Origin of the sequence: Rhodanobacter sp. B2A1Ga4, assembly GCF_018101315.1 — a bacterium.
In the GTDB taxonomy this organism is placed as follows: domain Bacteria; phylum Pseudomonadota; class Gammaproteobacteria; order Xanthomonadales; family Rhodanobacteraceae; genus Rhodanobacter; species Rhodanobacter thiooxydans_A.
This window is the reverse complement of sequence record NZ_JADBJR010000001.1, coordinates 502,872-519,279: the sequence shown is the minus strand read 5'-3', so window position 1 is coordinate 519,279 and position 16,408 is coordinate 502,872. Positions and strand designations below refer to the sequence as shown.

General features: G+C 64.8%; 13 protein-coding genes. 3 read left to right on the top strand and 10 right to left on the bottom strand.

All coding sequences use genetic code 11. From position 1 onward, the window contains the following. Positions 1-183: 183 nt before the first annotated feature. The gene (locus tag IMW82_RS02345) at positions 184-2,841 is read right to left on the bottom strand and encodes a M1 family metallopeptidase (protein WP_108472310.1); all 2,658 of its coding nucleotides are present in this window, start codon (positions 2,839-2,841) and stop codon (positions 184-186) included. Positions 2,842-2,964: 123 nt separating this feature from the next. On the opposite strand from IMW82_RS02345, the gene IMW82_RS02340 reads away from it, so the two are divergent. Continuing rightward, positions 2,965-3,252 carry a hypothetical protein gene (locus IMW82_RS02340; RefSeq protein ID WP_211003761.1) on the top strand — a complete coding sequence of 96 codons (288 nt, stop codon included), beginning with the start codon at positions 2,965-2,967 and terminating at the stop codon, positions 3,250-3,252. Positions 3,253-3,322: 70 nt separating this feature from the next. On the opposite strand, the gene IMW82_RS02335 is transcribed toward IMW82_RS02340, so the two are convergent. The 3 genes from IMW82_RS02335 to IMW82_RS02325 form a co-directional block, all read right to left on the bottom strand. Beyond that, positions 3,323-3,589, bottom strand: coding sequence for a hypothetical protein (locus IMW82_RS02335; RefSeq protein ID WP_108472311.1), 267 nt, complete (start codon positions 3,587-3,589; stop codon positions 3,323-3,325). 173 nt (positions 3,590-3,762) lie between these two features. After that, on the bottom strand, positions 3,763-4,512 hold the full coding sequence (locus IMW82_RS02330) for a hypothetical protein (protein ID WP_108472312.1): 750 nt from the start codon (positions 4,510-4,512) through the stop codon (positions 3,763-3,765). Beyond that, entirely contained in the window at positions 4,509-5,000 is a 492-nt protein-coding gene (locus tag IMW82_RS02325) for an RNA polymerase sigma factor (RefSeq protein ID WP_108472313.1), read from the bottom strand. Before IMW82_RS02325 ends, IMW82_RS02330 begins: the two co-directional genes overlap by 4 nt. Positions 5,001-5,120: 120 nt before the next feature. On the opposite strand from IMW82_RS02325, the gene IMW82_RS02320 reads away from it, so the two are divergent. Together IMW82_RS02320 and IMW82_RS02315 are read left to right on the top strand one after the other, a co-directional pair. Then, positions 5,121-6,365 (top strand): S8 family serine peptidase, encoded by a 1,245-nt coding sequence (locus tag IMW82_RS02320; RefSeq protein WP_108472314.1) that lies wholly within the window; start codon positions 5,121-5,123, stop codon positions 6,363-6,365. 107 nt (positions 6,366-6,472) lie between these two features. After that, positions 6,473-7,474 (top strand): hypothetical protein, encoded by a 1,002-nt coding sequence (locus IMW82_RS02315; RefSeq protein WP_108472315.1) that lies wholly within the window; start codon positions 6,473-6,475, stop codon positions 7,472-7,474. A 70-nt stretch (positions 7,475-7,544) separates the two neighbouring features. On the opposite strand, the gene IMW82_RS02310 is transcribed toward IMW82_RS02315, so the two are convergent. The 6 genes from IMW82_RS02310 to IMW82_RS02285 all read right to left on the bottom strand — a co-directional run bounded on the left by IMW82_RS02310 (position 7,545) and on the right by IMW82_RS02285 (position 16,392). Next, positions 7,545-10,655 (bottom strand): DEAD/DEAH box helicase family protein, encoded by a 3,111-nt coding sequence (locus tag IMW82_RS02310; protein WP_108472316.1) that lies wholly within the window; start codon positions 10,653-10,655, stop codon positions 7,545-7,547. Positions 10,656-10,683: 28 nt separating this feature from the next. After that, positions 10,684-11,406 (bottom strand): nucleotidyl transferase AbiEii/AbiGii toxin family protein, encoded by a 723-nt coding sequence (locus tag IMW82_RS02305; RefSeq protein WP_108472317.1) that lies wholly within the window; start codon positions 11,404-11,406, stop codon positions 10,684-10,686. Beyond that, positions 11,396-11,926, bottom strand: coding sequence for a hypothetical protein (locus IMW82_RS02300; protein ID WP_108472318.1), 531 nt, complete (start codon positions 11,924-11,926; stop codon positions 11,396-11,398). The genes IMW82_RS02305 and IMW82_RS02300 overlap by 11 nt, the downstream gene beginning before the upstream one ends. A gap of 133 nt (positions 11,927-12,059) precedes the next feature. Further along, the gene (locus tag IMW82_RS02295) at positions 12,060-14,633 is read right to left on the bottom strand and encodes a DUF4268 domain-containing protein (RefSeq protein ID WP_108472319.1); all 2,574 of its coding nucleotides are present in this window, start codon (positions 14,631-14,633) and stop codon (positions 12,060-12,062) included. 41 nt (positions 14,634-14,674) lie between these two features. Then, positions 14,675-15,127, bottom strand: coding sequence for a hypothetical protein (locus IMW82_RS02290; RefSeq protein WP_108472320.1), 453 nt, complete (start codon positions 15,125-15,127; stop codon positions 14,675-14,677). Next, positions 15,124-16,392, bottom strand: coding sequence for a restriction endonuclease subunit S (locus tag IMW82_RS02285; RefSeq protein WP_159082206.1), 1,269 nt, complete (start codon positions 16,390-16,392; stop codon positions 15,124-15,126). The genes IMW82_RS02290 and IMW82_RS02285 overlap by 4 nt, the downstream gene beginning before the upstream one ends. Between the last annotated feature and the right edge of the window lie 16 nt (positions 16,393-16,408).

Sequence of the window (16,408 nt, the reverse complement as noted above, 5' to 3'; positions counted from 1 at the left end):
GCCTTCGGACTCGAGCAGAACGGAAATATGCCGGGAGATGCCTGGGCCGCCTATCCATAACGCAGGCGCAAAATGCATTGTCCAGCCGCCGCAGCGTCAACCACCCGCCAAATATACCTCCCTGGCGACAGGGAAGAACCCCGGCATGCGAATGCCGAGTCCTCCTGCCCGGGCAGGCCGCGATCAGCCGCCGTTCTTCGCCAGCCACGCATCGATCGCCGGCAGGCGATCCTTGCGCACCATCTGGCGATACTCGATGTCGGCAATGACGGTGTCGGCAGCGCGACGCGAGCTGCTGGCGATGTGCGCGTCGGCATAGGCCTTGATCTTGCCGATCATCGCCGGGTCATTCGAGCTGGCGCCGATGCCCGGGTAATAGCGGCTGCTGGAGGTGGAGTCGACCAGCTTGTCGATCTGCGCACGGTGCGCCATGGCGAACGTCCAGGCCATATCCGGATGCTGATAACCGGCCGCGCGGATCATGCCGGCGCTGTTGGTCGCGCCCGGCTCGTCGGTCAGTGCCAGATCCAGCGCGCGCTGGGCCAGTGCGTCGTCCTCGGCGATCGACAGCAGCAGGTACAGGCGATCCTTGATCAGCGGCGTGGTCTCGGCCTTGGCCATCGCGTGCAGCTTGTCCCAGGTTGCGGCGTCCGCCTTGCGCGCCACCACCGCATAGATGGTCTTGCGCAGGGCCGCCGGTACCGCCTTCGGATCGGTCGCCTGCGCGGCGTAGCGACGCTGCACTTCGGTGACCACGTCGGTGTCGCCCAGGTCGGCCAGCACGCCGATCAGCTGCGTGCGCAGGATCGTGGTCGGGTCGCCCTCGTCCGCCTTCGCCTCCCAGCCCACACGGGCAAACACCGGCTTCAGCTGCCTGATCGCAAACGCGTCGAAACGTGCCTGCCGTGCCTTGTCGCCGCGGTAGTACTGGTGCAGGCCCGAGAAACTGCCGGCGATGTCGCCCCAGATCTGCGGGTCGGCATCGGCCGGGGTCGCCTGGGCCAGGTCGAGGTAGCTGGAGGCCGGCTGCAGGCCGGCCATGCCCAGTGCCCAGGTGTCGCCCATCAGGCCCATCTGGTCGATCGGCGCCAGCTTGGTGAAATCGGCCTTGATCGCTGCGAACTCGGCCGGCGTGTACAGCGTGCGGTAGTAGCCGCTCTGCCCCGCATTCACCAGCACCGGGCCGCAACCGGATACGTCCAGCGTGGCCTTGCCGTCCACCACCGTGCGCGCGGCCTCGGTGCCACCGATGGCCTGGGCGATCACGGGCACATGCCACTTCAACGCGGTCTTGTTCGGGCGGTCCTTGGTGAACTCGCCCTGGCTCAGGGTCAGCGTGGTCTTGCCGTAGCTGCACGCGGACGACGCCACGCGGATCAGCGGGATGCCCGGCTGCAGCGTGAAGTCGTGCGCGATCTGCGTCACCGGCTTGCCAGCCACGCCCTGCACCGCCTTCCACAGATCATCCGACACCGTGTTGCCGTAGGCGTGCGCCTTGATGTAGTTGCGCACGCCATTGCGCCAGGCATCGGGGCCGACATAAGCCTCCAGCATGTTGATCACCGCCTCGCCCTTCGAATAGGTGATCGAATCGAACGCCTGGCTGGCCTGCTCCACCGTTTCCACGTGCTGCACCACCGGGTGCGTGGTGGCCACGGCATCGCGCGACATCGCGCCCTCGCGGGTGCCGACGGCGTCGAGGTTGGTGTGCCATTCCGGGTGCAGCTTCTCGGTGGTGCGCGCGGCCATCCACGAGGCGAAGCCCTCGTTCAGCCACAGGTCGTCCCACCAGCGCATGGTCACCAGGTCGCCGAACCACTGGTGCGCCATTTCGTGCGCGGCGGTGTTGAACACGTTCTGCTTGTCCGACTGGGTCGAGAAGCTCGGGTCCAGCAGCAAGGCGTATTCGAAGGTGTAGATTGCGCCCCAGTTTTCCATCGCCGAGAAGAACTGGCTGCTGCCGGGCGAAGCGATGTTGTCCAGCTTGGGCAGCGGATACTTCACGCCGAAATAATCGTTGTATTCGCGCAGCACGTCGCTGGCCGACTTCAGCGTGAAACCGGCCTGCGACTTCTTGCCCATCTGCGTGATCACGCCGATCTCGGTGCCGTCGGCCATGGTGGTGGCGCGCTCGAACTCGCCCAGGCCGAAGAACAGCAGGTAGGTCGACATCTTCGGCGACTGCTGGAACGTCACCCGCGTCATGCCATTGCCCAGGTCCTTTTTTGACGCAACTGGCATGTTGCTCACTGCCATTTCGTTGCTCGGCACGGTCACTGCCAGATTGAACGTGGCCTTGTACGCCGGTTCGTCCCACGACGGGATGAAGCGGCGCGCGTCGGAGTTCTCGAACTGCGTGTACAGCGCGCGCTTCTTGCCGGCCTTGGTCGCGTAGTCGATCGCGAACAGGCCGTTGGCCTGGGTGCCGATCTTGCCGGTGTAGGCCATCGCCAGCTTGTATTCGCCGGCCGGGATCGGCTGGGCAAACGTGAAGGTGGCGGTCTGCGCCTTGGCATCCACCACCACCTTCGGTGCCGCGATCGCCAACATGCCCTTCAGCGGCTTCAGGCTCACCGATGAGAACGTCATGTCGATCGCATTGAGCGTGATGCTGCGGGTCGGCTGCAGCACGTCGACCGTCACCACCACCGCGCCGTCGAAACTCAGCTTGTCGGCATGCGGCACCACCGCCACGTCGTAGTGGCTGGGCCGCACCGTGCGCGGCAACTGGGTGGTGGCGAGGTCCGCCGTGGACGCGTGGACCGGCGTGGCCGCCATGCCCGTCATCGAAACGCCAGCGAGCGCCAGGGTGATCGCGGAAACCAGCAGGGTGCTACGCATGAGAATCTTCCATGTGGTGGGGCGGTTGGGGAGAGCCGCAGCGTGCCGGCGAAACCGGCGTGGCGCGGCTTGATCCACGTGATGGTCACCCGCCGCGCCTGTCGGCGGAAACCGCCGGAAGTCATGGGCTCCGCCACCACGTCGAGGGCAGTCAACGCCCCGTCGGGAGCAGCGTTCTCGTTGCGGCATGCCGCCGCTCGATCGGCACGGCATGGCACCACCAAAGGCGTCGCCGACGGCACCCTCACCGCCAGGCAGGCGACCAACGACGAGCGCCGCGACGCCAATATCATCCTGCGCGAAAGCACCGACGAGGCGAAGCACAACGGCCACCTGACGAGGGCTGAAACCCGCCGCCTCAACCACGCCGAGAACCGCAACAGCTGCGCGATCCACCGCCAGCGTCACTGATCGGCAGCAGCAGAAAGGCCCCGCTGCCGGGGCCTTTCTGCTGCGCCATCCAGTTCACGGCAGTCGCCACTCAGGCCTCGTCCTCCGGCTTCAGCTTTTCCTGCACCTCTTCCAGATCAGCGATCGCCTGTTCCAGCGCCTCGTGCAGCTGCGCCTGGCGATCCATCAGGCCGGCGATCTTTTCCGCCTGCTTCAGCTTCGACAGCTCGCCGTCAAACAGCAGCCACGCCGTGGTCAGCGCTTCCACGTTGTTCTTCGAGTAGTGCCGCATCTCCTTGAGCTGCACCAGCGTGTCGCCGACATGGTCGGCTGGCGTCTTGACATGTTCATCGGACATGAGACGGTTCCTCCTGGCGAGATGTGGCCCGGTTATCGGCAGGCGTAGCCCCGGTGCACCAAGGCCGTTTCACCCTGACGGTAGCGACGCGGATGCGAAGTGCGGGTCAACGTCCTGCTCAGGACTCGTTGTCCGTCGCGGCAGCAGGGCGACGCGTGACGATATGCCGCGCACTAACGCCAGCCGGCGTCGCGCGCCGCGCGCTCCTGCCGTGCATCGAAGACATTGCCGCGCAGACGCGCGTCGACTGCGGCCTGCACCGCGGGTGGCAACGCGCTCGCCGCCTGGCGCAGTTCACCGCCTTCCGGGGGAGCTGCCGCACCAAGCACGGGCAGCGCCCAGCCGGTGTCGCCGTGGCAGGCAAGGCCGGCCCGCGCCGGCGCAGGGCGCAACACGAAGGTGCGGCAGATGCGCCCGTCGGTACTGCGGAAACTCAGGCCGATCGCCACCGGGGCATTCGGCTCCGGTTCGCTCGCCAGCGCATGATCGAGCGCGCGCTCCAGCGCGCCCGCGGCAAACGACTGGCCGCCGTGCATGCGCACCAGCTCGTCACTGGCTCGCCATGACCACAACGCCACGGCGAGCAGCGCCACCGACGCGGCCAGCGCGGCACCCGGCACGAACCAGCGACGCGGTACACGGTGGCGCGTGGCAGCCGTGCGTTGCCCGCCCGCAGGTAGCGTGACCGGTATCGCGGCCCGCGCGGACGGCGGCTGCAGCAAGGCGGACAGCCGCGTCGGTACCGGTTCGTCGAGCACCGGATCGAACGCGGCGTGCAGCTGCGCACGCACGTCACGCGCCTGCCGCACGCGGCGGGCGAGCACGGCGTCGTGCGCCAGCGCGGCGTCGATACGCGCCGTGGCGGACGCGTCGAGTTCGCCATCCACGTAAGCCTGCAAGGTATCGTCGTCGATCGGGTTCATGCGTCTTTCCCAAGATGGGCCTGCAAGGTGGCGCGGGCGCGGGCCAGGCGACTGGTGACGGTACCCACCGGCACCTCCAGCAGTTCGGCGGCTTCGCCGTAGGACATGCCCTCGACCAGCACCAGGGCTACCACTTCACGATGATCCGGCGGCAACGCCGCCAGCGCCATCGCCAGTTCCAGCTGCTGCGCGGGCTGCGCGCTGGCGCGGTCGGCGGCCATCTCACCGGCCTCCTCGGGCGCGAACAAATGTTGCACACGGCCACGCGCACGCAGCTCGTCGCGCCAGGCGTTGCGCGCGATCGCGAACACCCACTTGTCCAGTGCGGCGTCCGGCCGCCACTGCGCGGCACGGGACAACGCACGTTCCAGCACGATCTGCACCAGGTCGTCGGCGTCGGCGACCTGCCCTGCCAGCGCCCGCGCCAGGCGGCGCAGGCGCGGCAACAGCGGGATCAGTCCTTCGCGCACGGCGTCGCTCGAATTCACGCATCACCTACCATTACGTCCGGAGGGGAGGATTCCTTCCCTCGTACGCGTCGGCGCAGTTCGAGGGCGTAAAGCAGGCCCATGCTAGCATCCGGCCCCGTCGCTCCCGAGGCCCCGGCCATGCCGCTGCACCGCCCGTTCGCCATGCTCGCCCCGTTGCTGGCCATCGCGCTTTCCCTGGTCGGCGCGACGCCTGCACGCGCGCAGGTACTCGGGCCGGTGCAGGGCCTGCCGAATATGCAGGTACCCGTGCGCCTGCCCGATATTGCTCCCGTCTCGCCCTTGCACAGTGTGGACGACCTGCTGCGCGGTCCGCTGGCCCTCACACGAAAATTGCAGATCGACGCACTTCGCCGCAGCGAGCCCCGGCGCGTCGACGTCGATCCTCACGGTGCGCCGATCCTGCGCGGCGAATTCCTCGCCACGGGCCTCTCGTCTGCGCAACGCGATGCGCTGCAGGCGCTGGGTTTCGCGGTGGATCGCGAGACGCCGGCGGACGCGACGCTGGGGTTGGACTTCGTGGTGCTGCACGACACCCGCGGACGCCGCACGGCCAGCGCCATGCGCGCCCTGCAACAGGCTGCGCCGGACGCGGCATTCACCTACCAGCACCTCTACCTGCCCGCGGGCAACGATGACGTTGCCGGTGCGACGACCTCGGCGGCCCCGTCGTCCAGCGCACCGTCGCAACGCGTGGGGCTGATCGATGGCGGTGTCGATGCGGCCGACCCCGCGCTGGTACGCGCGAGCATCGAGCGGCACGGTTGCAGCACGGCGAATCCGTCGAAGCACGGCACTGCGGTCGCCGCCCGCCTCGTCGCCGGCGACCCGGACACGCTCTATGCCGCCGACCTGTGGTGCGGCGATGCGGTCGGCGGCGCCACCTCGAATCTGGTGGACGCGCTGGCGTGGATGGCGCGCGAGCGCGTGGCAGTGATCAACATCAGCCTGGTCGGGCCCGACAACCCGGTGCTTGCGCGCGCGGTGCAGGCGATGATCGCGCGCGGCCACGTGCTAGTCAGCGCAGTCGGCAACGATGGGCCGGCAGCACCGCCGCTGTATCCCGCGGCGTACCCGAACGTGATCGGCGTCGGCGGCGTCGACGCGCGTGACCGTGTGCTGCCCGAATCCGGCAGCGGCGACCAGGTGGACTTCTGCGCGTCCGGCGTGGTCGGCAGCGGCCGCAACGCATTGCGCGGCACCTCGTTCGCGGCGCCAATCGTGGCGCGGAAAGCCAGCCAGTTGCTGGGCGCCCCCCGCGCTGGAGCCGCAGCACAAGTGCAGCAGCATCTGATCGGCGAAGCCCGGCGCCCCGGCGGCACGGGCCGCGACCCGCGCTGCGGCTACGGCCTGCTGTCACCCTGAATCTGAACAGCGCCCAACCGCAGCCCGTCGACAGGGAAGGATCGTTCCGGCACGAACGTACAGGACCTCGGAAGCCGCGGATCGGCCGCAGGCAGGAGGTCCTTCACATGCGCAACACGACTCTCAACCACAAGACCCTCAACAGCGCCCTGCTCGCCGGTGCGCTCGCCCTGGCCGCGATGGCCACGGCACACGCCCAGGTGCTGGGCGGTGGCGGACTCGCGGGCGGCATCGCCGGCGGGCTGCGCGGCCCTGTCAATGTCCCGATGGACCAGGTGGGCGGCCGGCTCGACGGTTCCGCCCGTGGCGCGGGCAACATCAACACTCCCGATCTCAACCGGCGGGCGGCCGAGCGACGTGCCGAGCGCCTGCGCCAGCGTGCCGCTGCAACCACCAGCTCGGCCACGGATAGCGCCACGCAAGCCGCCCGCCAGGTGAACGGCCAGGCCGTTGCCGGCGCTGCCGGCGGCCTCACCGGCGCGGCTGCCGCCAACGCCGGCAACGGCAACGGCAACAACGCCGCGCTGGATGGCGCAGGGGAACTGGGTTCGTCTGCGACCGGCGCCGTCGATACTTCGGCTACGCGCGATGCCATGGCTGGCACCGCAGGTCAGGCCGCCAGCCATGCGCGTTCAGCCGTCTCGACGGCCAAACGCGGAACCCGCAATGCAGTAAGCCGCGTGCAGGACGCACCCGCGAATGCCGAGGCTTCGGCCGCTGCCGGCCTGACCACGGCTGAGCAGGCGATCGCCAATGGTGCGCAGTCGTCACGCGCTGCCGGCTCGCTCGGCACGGATGCCGCCGGCAACGCGTCGCAGGCAAGCTCGGCCAGCGCGGGCACCCAGTCGGGCAACACCACCGTCGCGAAGCCCGGCCTGCTGTCGCACGCCTCCAACGCCGCGCGCAATGCCGGGGACAAATCGGTCGACGTATCCGGCTCGGGTGCAGCCCATGGCAACAGTGATGCAAACGCCGGTTCAGCCGCAGGCACCAGCGGCTCGGCCAACGCCAGCGGCCACGCCAGCGCGCACGGCTCGGCTCGCCGCGGTGTGTCCGCCTCGACGCAGACCGACGGCAACGCCAGTGCCAGCGCGAATGCGCAGCACTGAGTCAACCACAGCGTAGAACCAGGAGCCCCCGCTTGCGGGGGCTCCTTTCATCTGCCGGCCAGACCGTCGGCTATGGCGCAGTCGTCCCACCCTGCGACCTGGCCCGCAACGCTTCGTACAGCTGTGCCGGCCCCAGCAAAATATCCTTCAACCCGGTGCGCACGCGCTCGGAGCCCAGTGCCTGCGTACTCATGTTCGAATGCGCTTCCAGCGCATCCATGATCGCGTGCATCAGCGCATCCTTCAGGTCGGGCGAGTTGGCGAACTGTTCCTTGCTATTGTTGCCGGCCTGCTGCACCAGGGTTTCGTTTTCCAGCAGTTTGCCCTTGAGCACGCCGTTGACGTAGACCAGTTGGTCATCGTCGGTCAGCTGCCCTTCGAACAGGCCATTGACCTTCTCGATGATCTCGGCCAGATACGCCTGCTGCTTTTCCTGTACCGAGCCGCTACCCACTGCGTCCATTGGCGGTAGCTTGTAGCCACCGTCGCCGTTGAGGCCTAGCGGCTGACGGCCAGCACTGCGCAAGGTGTGATGCGTCAGCACCACCCTGGACAAGTCCACCGTGTCGCGCTCGCGACCGAACTCCAGCAACGGGATCAGCCGTTTGTAGAAGATGAAGCGCTTTTCGATATCCGTGTTGGCGTAGTCGAACACTTGCGACAGGAACGCATACAGGCGCACGTAGCCACCCATGTCGTTCTTGAACAGCAGCAAGGCATCCAGCAGGTCCTTGCTGGTTTCGGCCAGCTTGTCGTCGCCGTCTGCCAGCGCCGTTGCCCGAGTCTGCTGCGCCGCCTTATAGCGTTTGAGCAGGCGGTCGGCGACCGGAGCGATGGCACTGCTCAACTGCGCCTGGGTGCCGCGCGGATCGGTCTCCACCCTGGCCACGCGATCCACCTCGAAGTCATCGTAGTGACCGCTGGCATCGAGCTTGGCGCGCAGGTCGAACACCAGGTGTGGATCGGTCCTGGCCTCCAGCTCGGCCGTGGCGTAGTAGGTCTTGAACGTCTTGAGGATATCCACCGGCTCGTTGACGAAATCGAGGATGTAGGTGATGTCCTTGCCGGGGTACGCACGGTTCAGGCGCGACAGCGTCTGCACCGCCTGGATGCCGCCCAGCATCTTGTCCACGTACATGCCGCACAGCAACGGCTGGTCGAAGCCGGTCTGGAACTTGTTGGCGACCAGCAGCAACTGGTATTCCGGCTGGGCAAACGCATCGCGGGTGTCGCGACCCTTCAGGCCCGGATTCAGATCCGTGCTGGTCTCGCTTACCGGCGCGGGGAAACTCTCCGGGTCGTTCACCTCGCCCGAGAACGCCACCAGCACGCCGAGCGCGTAGTTCTGCCGCTGGATGTAGCCGCGGATCGCCTTCTGCCAGCGCACCGCTTCCTTGCGGCTGCCGACCACCACCATCGCCTTGGCCTTGCCGCCCAGCAGCGGCTGCACGTTCTCGCGGTAATGCTCCACCACGATCTGCACCTTCTGCGCGATGTTGTACGGATGCAGGCGCACCCACTGCATGATCCCCTTCATCGCCGCGCTGCGTTCCACCTGCGACTGGTCGTACTCCCTGCCCTCGTGAGCCAGCCTGAAGGCGAGCTTGTACGGCGTGTAGTTCTTCAACACGTCGAGGATGAAATCCTCCTCGATCGCCTGGCGCATCGAATACACATGGAACGGCTGCGGCAGGCCGTCTGCGCCGGGGCGACCGAACAGCTCCAGCGTCTTCTGCTTCGGCGTGGCGGTGAACGCCACGTAGGTCAGGCCCTTGCTGCCGCCAGCTCGCGCGGCCATGCCGGCAGCCAGCAGCGTCTCGGTATCGATCCCGCCACCGTCCTCCAGTTCGGCGCGTTCCTCGGCGCTCAGCAACTGCTTGAGCTTGGCCGCCGCCTCGCCGGTCTGCGAGCTGTGCGCCTCGTCGGCGATCACCGCAAAGCACTTGCCCTCGGTCGCCGCCAGTTCCTGCACCGCCTCCAGCGCAAACGGAAAAGTCTGGATGGTGCAGACGATGATCTTCTTGCCATCCTTCAGCGCCTGGCCCAACTGCGCGCTCTTGCTGCCATGCTCGCTGGTGATGGTTTCCACCACGCCGGTGGTGCGCTCGAAATCGAAGATCGCCTCCTGCAACTGTGCGTCCAGCACGTTGCGGTCGGACACCACCAGCACGCTGTCGAACAGCTTCCGGTTTTCGGTGTCGTGCAGGTCAGCCAGGAAATGCGCGCTCCAGGCAATCGAGTTCGTCTTGCCCGAGCCGGCCGAATGCTGGATCAGATAACGCTGGCCCGCGCCCTGCGCCAGCACGTCGGCAACCAGCTTGCGGGTGGCATCGAGCTGGTGGTAACGCGGGAAAATCACACCCACCAGTTTCTTCTTGTCGTCGCGCTTGCCGATCAAGTAGCGACCCAGGATCTCCAGCCAGCTGTCGCGCGCCCACACCTCTTCCCACAAATACGCGGTCGCAAAACCGTCCGGGTTCGGCGCATTGCCCGCCGCGCCGTGGTTGCCCCGGTTGAACGGCAGGAAGCCCGTCGCCGGCCCGGCCAGGCGCGTGGTCATCATCACCTCGGCCTGGCTCACTGCGAAATGCACCAGCGCGCCGCCAGGGAAACCGAGTATCGGCTCGGCCAGGCCACCCCTCGGCTGCGGGTGCCGATCGAAGCGGTACTGGTCCACCGCATCGCCCACGCTCTGGGTGAAGTCGGACTTCAGCTCCGCCGTGGCCACCGCAATGCCGTTGACGAACAGCACCAGGTCCAGCGCATCGTGCGGCTGGTTCGGCGAATGCCGCACCTGCCGCACGATGCGCAAGCGGTTCGCCGCGTAGCGCTGCTGGATCGCCGGATTGATCGCCAGCGCCGGCTTGAACTGCAGCAGCGACAGCGGCTCCTTCAACCCCAGCATCTCCACGCCCCGGCGCAACACTTCCAGCGTGCCGCGTTCGTCGAGGTTCTTGCGCACGCGCTCGGCGATGCGCTCGGCCGCCGCAGGGCCGTGGGTCTTGCCCAGCCGCTGCCAGCTGTCCGGCTGGGTTGCCTCGATCCATGCCAGCAGGTCGGGCAGATACAAGGCGTGCTTGCGATCGTAATTCGCGGCATCGCCTTCGGCGTACAGCCAGCCGTGGGCGGCGAGGTATTCGCAGATCGCCGCCTCGAAATGGATTTCCCTATGCAGATTCATGCGTTCCCCTGAGTACGTATCCGCACCGTCACCGCGGTGACGTCGTGCCGGCGTTTCCGCTCACTGCCCACGCAGCCATGCCCCGCAAGCGCTCCTGCACGATACCGGCGCGCTCGGCCTCGGCGATCAGTCCGGGCAGTACATTGGTGAAATCCGGATGCGCAAGCAGCGTCGCGAAGGCGGCTCCCACGGTTTGCTTCAACAGCGACGGCGCACGCGCCAGTTCGCCCGCCAGCTCCTCACGACCGTCAACGATATTCAGCACATCTTCCAGGTCATGGCTGGCTAGCATGTCGCCCGCGCCGCGATCGGCGAACGCCTCCAGCTTCGTCGCTACGAACCCCACGGCGCTGGCAAGGCGAATCGCAATGCCACCGCCCAGCTCGATCCGCTCGGAGGTATCCACCGTGTAGCGGTACCAGCGATTGGAGAAGCCCAGCACGCCTGCATCGACCGGCATCAGGTCGAACAGCACGCCGGATTCGCGATGAATCCAGCGACAGATCACCGGGCTGTCCATGTCGCGCGAAAAGCCACGTGCCGCAACCTGTTCCTCGATGCGATGGAAATTCGCCCGCGCCGCCTCGATCACGGCATCCACATCCCGGGTGGCACGCACGCCCTCGGCCATCGGGTCGGTAACGAGCAGCCCGGCGACCGCGCCACCCACAAACACCACCTGCTCGCACAAATCACCGAGCGCCTCGGCCACCAGGCGCAGATACGGCAGGTTGGGATCATCACGGCGCATCCGCCGCCCCCAGCTCCTTCGGCAATAGTTGCGCAGCCAACGCCCGCTCGCGGGCGCGACCGGAGCGCAGCGCATCCTGCAAGGCAAGCAGGCGGTGGAGTGCGGGGTCAGCCAGCGCCGCCAGCGGCGCCGTGCGATAGATCGGCGACAGGCTGGGCCCTTTGGCGCTGCCGCCGGCATGTGCCCATACCGGCGCCTCACCCGGCGCCGCGGTGATCTTGCCCGCCAGCGGCTCGGCACCAAACCCGGTCGGCACGCCCCGCTTGACCGGCCCGGGCATGGCCGGCCACACATAGCGCACGCCATGCAACGCAAACTCCACCAGCGCCGGCCGCACCGGCGACCAGTCGCCGCGACCGCGCACCACGGCAAGGCCAGCCGCAACCGCCCGCTTCACGCTGGCGTGCACTTCCGACGCGCTCATCGACAAGGCTTCGCCCAGCGCCGCATACGTCCAGCGCTGCTGCGGATGCGCCGCAACCTTGAACAACACAAGCAGATCCTGAGGCTTCAGTTCCATGGCGGGACTCGATATTCGCTATTCGCGAATTGCGAATATCGCGAGTATCGGGCGAAAAAGCAAGTTGAGAAATGACAGCTAAGAGGTCTTCCCGCTTGGAGCCGAAACATTGGGCCAACCTGACAGGAAGCGCTCAAATTTCCAGCTTCTGGATAGGCTCCCGTAATGCCGTGTCCAGCCGCGTAATGGCATCAATCAGCTTGTCCTGAAGTTGTGGCCACTGACCTTCCGGCAACCTCCAGCCACCTGGCATATCCGTGCAGATCCTTGATCCCGAGCGACCTGGCAACGACTGCCACTCCAATGCCCCACCGAAAGCGCCATCGATAGCGGCGCGTTGAGCCTGGAGTGCCTCAAATGCATGCAACGAGCGTTCGTCATCATTGGTGAAGCGGATATAGCATTCAGCGCGACTACGAACCTGAGTAACACTCACGCACAAGGAGAATCCGGCACGACCAATCCCGAGACTCATCCAATGGTCAGTCGTAGTGTTTCTATTGGCGAAAAGCTGGGTGTGCGCCAGCGAGCGTTCTATCAACTGTTTCCAAAATCGACGAAAAAGCTCCTGCCTGGCCCCGACCGGCCTTTGGCCATCGTCATCTGCCGATGAATCCATCCCTGCCGGCGTTCCCTCATCCCATTCCGCATAGGTCTGCCCGGTAGCTTTGAGCACCCAGCTTGTCCGTCCATTGTCGGGGCGACCGAAGATCACAGCAGACGCCGAGCTTGGACTGTTAAACGGCACGTCCTGTGGAAACTCGAAATTACCGCCCTGCGCCAGCCCCAAGCTACCCGCGTCAATCAGTTCCTGTCTTAACGCCTGATAGCCGTGAGGCTGACCGACCCACTCCAACCTCGCCGTTGATCCAGCCAGCACAATAAATTTCCCATCGACCTCTCGTGCGCGCGCGTGCAGATTCTGTTTCTCGCTGACGATCTCGAAAACCGGTGAGTCACCAGATGCTGCCTGCGCAGCGGCACTCGCCATCGCGCGCGATTGCGGGCTCTGACGATCCTGCAGCCGCCAGTGCGCTTCGAGAACAGCCAGCAACTGCGACTCACGCTCTTCCAGGACAGCGAGCGTCCATTTGCCATGCTGCAACACTTGGGTAGTCAGCACGAATGGTGATACGCCACCCTTGGTGAAGTACGCAGCCTTCTTCTTGTCGAAGTCATAATTGTTCGCTGCGCTGTTTTTCTTGCGCGTAAGCAACGCCAAGTTGCCCAGTCGATGCACCCACTGCAAACGATCCTTGGCGTCGGGCACCCATTCCATCCAGCAACTGTCTGGTCGCGGCTGTTGCGGCATCACATGCTCTACCGTGATGGTGTCGTATTCATAAGTTGCCCCGCCACCCGATACCAAGCCATCCAGTCGCAGCAAGATGACCGCCAGAGCGCGAGAGGAAAACACCTCATAGAGCGGCCCGGACAGTGCCTGGTACATGGCGTACTGCTCCACGCGGGATAGCTGCAACGGTGAATCAAGCGCAAACAGATCTGTCCCGGTCTCCACCGCCTTGGTCAATGAGGCAAAGCGGTCGATACGCTCGTTGACGCCTGAACGACGGATCAGCATCGAATACGCCAATCGCTCAAGATCAAGAAAGAAGCCAAGCATCGCTGTGGGATCGTTCCGATGCCGCGAGAAGAAGGCCAGCGCCGGCGGCAGCCAGTCCTTGAACTCGATGCGGTTCAACCAGCGCAGCGTCTGGTTGATGCTTTCCGCGTGTTTCTGGCTCGAATAGTCTGCATCCGTGATTTCGCGGAAGGCCTGCGCCATCGGCTCAAGCACCTGGTCGATGAAGGCGACCGGGTCGCTCGGTCCCACATGGTCACGAAACTCCTTGAGCAAGGTTCCTTTGGGCTTGGCCTTCCGGTACACCATGCGAATGTGACTGAACAAGTCGCCAAATGCATCGCGCCCGAGGTCCTCCTCCAGATCCTCCCACTTCACTGTGTAGGCATCCCGCTTGGCGATGGCGATACTGCCAACGATTTCCGCCTTCAGAATGTCCGTGGCACTCAAGTCCAGCCCGCGACTGTTGAGTACACCGAAGATACGGTAGGCCGAATCGAGATCCGGCGTGGCCACCGTCACCAGATAGCAACGGGTCACGATGAACTGCACCAGCCGTATCAAGGTTTCCTGGTCCAGCTTGGCCAGGGCCAACATGTACAGCTGCGCATTCTCCCGTAGCCGTTCCTGTGCATCGGGCAACTTGTCGTTGAGTCCGACCAGCTTCTCGATGCCGTCAGCGTGCTGCACGTATTGCCGGAAAAAGTCGCGGTCACGCTCGCGCAGGGAGAGGCGATAGCGGGCCTCGGTACCGAATACCACACTGCCCTGCTCGTAGATGCACTTGGTAATACCAGCGCGCACGTCGTCATCGGAGACGTTGGCGCGGATCGCCGACAGCAGCAGAGTCAGCGTCGTCAGACGTTGCTGCCCATCGACCACTGTCGTGTCGGAGACCGCCTCCCGCTTGATCAGCACAATGCTGCCGAGGAAGTAAGGTGACATCTCGTCAAGCTTGCCGCCAGCGGCTTTCATGTAGTCGAGCAAGTCCTCCAGAAGCTCGCGCGCTTGCTCGGCACCCCAGGAATAGGGTCGCTGGTAGCTGGGGATGGTGAATACATAGTCGTCGCTGAAGATCCTCGAAAGCGACTGTTCCTTCGCCGAAAGCGTGCTAGTCATCATCATCCCCTGTTGATCAGATCCAGCAGCGCTGAATCATCCGTTATTCAAACCCCAATGACCTTGCTGATCAAATTCACCAACACGCCTTGCCCCATGGATACAGCGCGTTTTCCCGCTCTGATCAACGGATGCGGCGGCTCACGCAGCTGCGGCAAATACACATCACAACCCGTCTTGAAGTGAAAGTGGCGGGCCATGAACCACAACTCGCCGGCGCTGGCTTCCTCGTCGTAGCCAGCGCCGTGCAAGCGGACGTAGCGTTCAAGAGCGACAGTAGCGAGCATGTCTCCGCGTGTTTCCTGCTCCCGGCTCGGGTCGCCTTGCCACTGCACGCGCACCCAGCCCTGCTCGTCATCACTGTCGGATTCATCGATCGGGAGAATCCGTGTGCCGTCGGTCAGCGAGCGAGCGCACCACAGGCCTTCGTAGCGCTCGCCATCGTAGAGCGGCAGCAGGTTGGCGATGAAGCCGACTACAGCCTCGCTTTTTCCGCTCATGCGGCACGCCTCACATCGATCTTGCCGGTCACGGCGGCGGCGATCAGGGCGCTGCGGCGTTCTTTGAGCAAGGTAATTGCACTCTCGACGGTACCAGCCAGCCTATTGAAGGCTGCGATTTCACTGGTAACGGCAGAAAGGATTTCGTCCTGCTCTGCCACCTGAGGTAAGGCGATACGAAGATTCTTGAATTCTTCCCAATACAGGCGAAGACGGAATTCCGTGATGCCACGTGAATAGCGACGAACTTGCTCGATTGCCTGCGGCGTACGCAACAACTGCTCGACAAACATTGTGCGAACGTCGCCAAGAGGCCTGGCAACTACATACGCTGGACTTACCTGCCCATGAACGATCACGGTTCCAAAGCCTCCCTGCCAAGCTCGCATCATGTTGTAGGTCAGATCGTTTGGCGCAACGCGCTTGTACTTTGATCTGTCGTCGCTTCGCGTCACCTTCCGATCCATTTCGGCATCATCCAACTCCTTGTCGGAAACGCCGTCATGGATAGAAACACTGAGGATAGGAAGCTCATCATTTCCAAGCTCAGCAACCTCTTTGTAAACCGATCCCAACCGCACAACGTCCCAGCGCTCAGGCACTTCGCCCAGCCATGGCACGCCGGAATCTTTCATCGGGGCGTTGGGGTTGAGACCGCGGGTGACGGCGTGGGAGATGGTGGCCTGGCGCTTTTCGGCCAGTAGGGTCAGCAGCTTTTCCTGCTCGGCAATCAGCGCATCGATCTTGCCGGTCTCGCGGTCGAGGAAGGCGGCGATGGCGGATTGCTGGCGTGGAGGTGGCACGGGGATCATGAAAGCTGACAGGTCGGACATGTTCAGAACCCGCTGTGCACTCCCCACGCAAACAAGATCAACATACCTATTGAAGACGTCGGAGCGCAAAACCCAAGCCAAATAGAAGCGGTCAATGCGGGGCGCCACTTGAAGTCTGGCAATTGCTCTCGAAATGTTGACGCCAGCGAGGCTCTCATCGACCAGAACAACCTCGCCGATGGTCCCAACGACCGAGAGCAAAACATCTCCAGCTTGGACGATGGTTCTGCGGTACTGGTTCGAAAGCTCTTCAGAAATAGTGACAAGATCTGCTCTCGCCACGATGCCATTCTGAATGTCGGTAATTCGCATCATGGGGACACCATCCACCTGAAAATCGGGGACGAGTACGCCGTAGCAAGGAGGCTCTAACAGGCTGAGTCTCACCTTCATCGAAGCCCATTCGTCAGGCAGCTTGCCCAACCACTCCACGCCGCTCTCCTTGTAG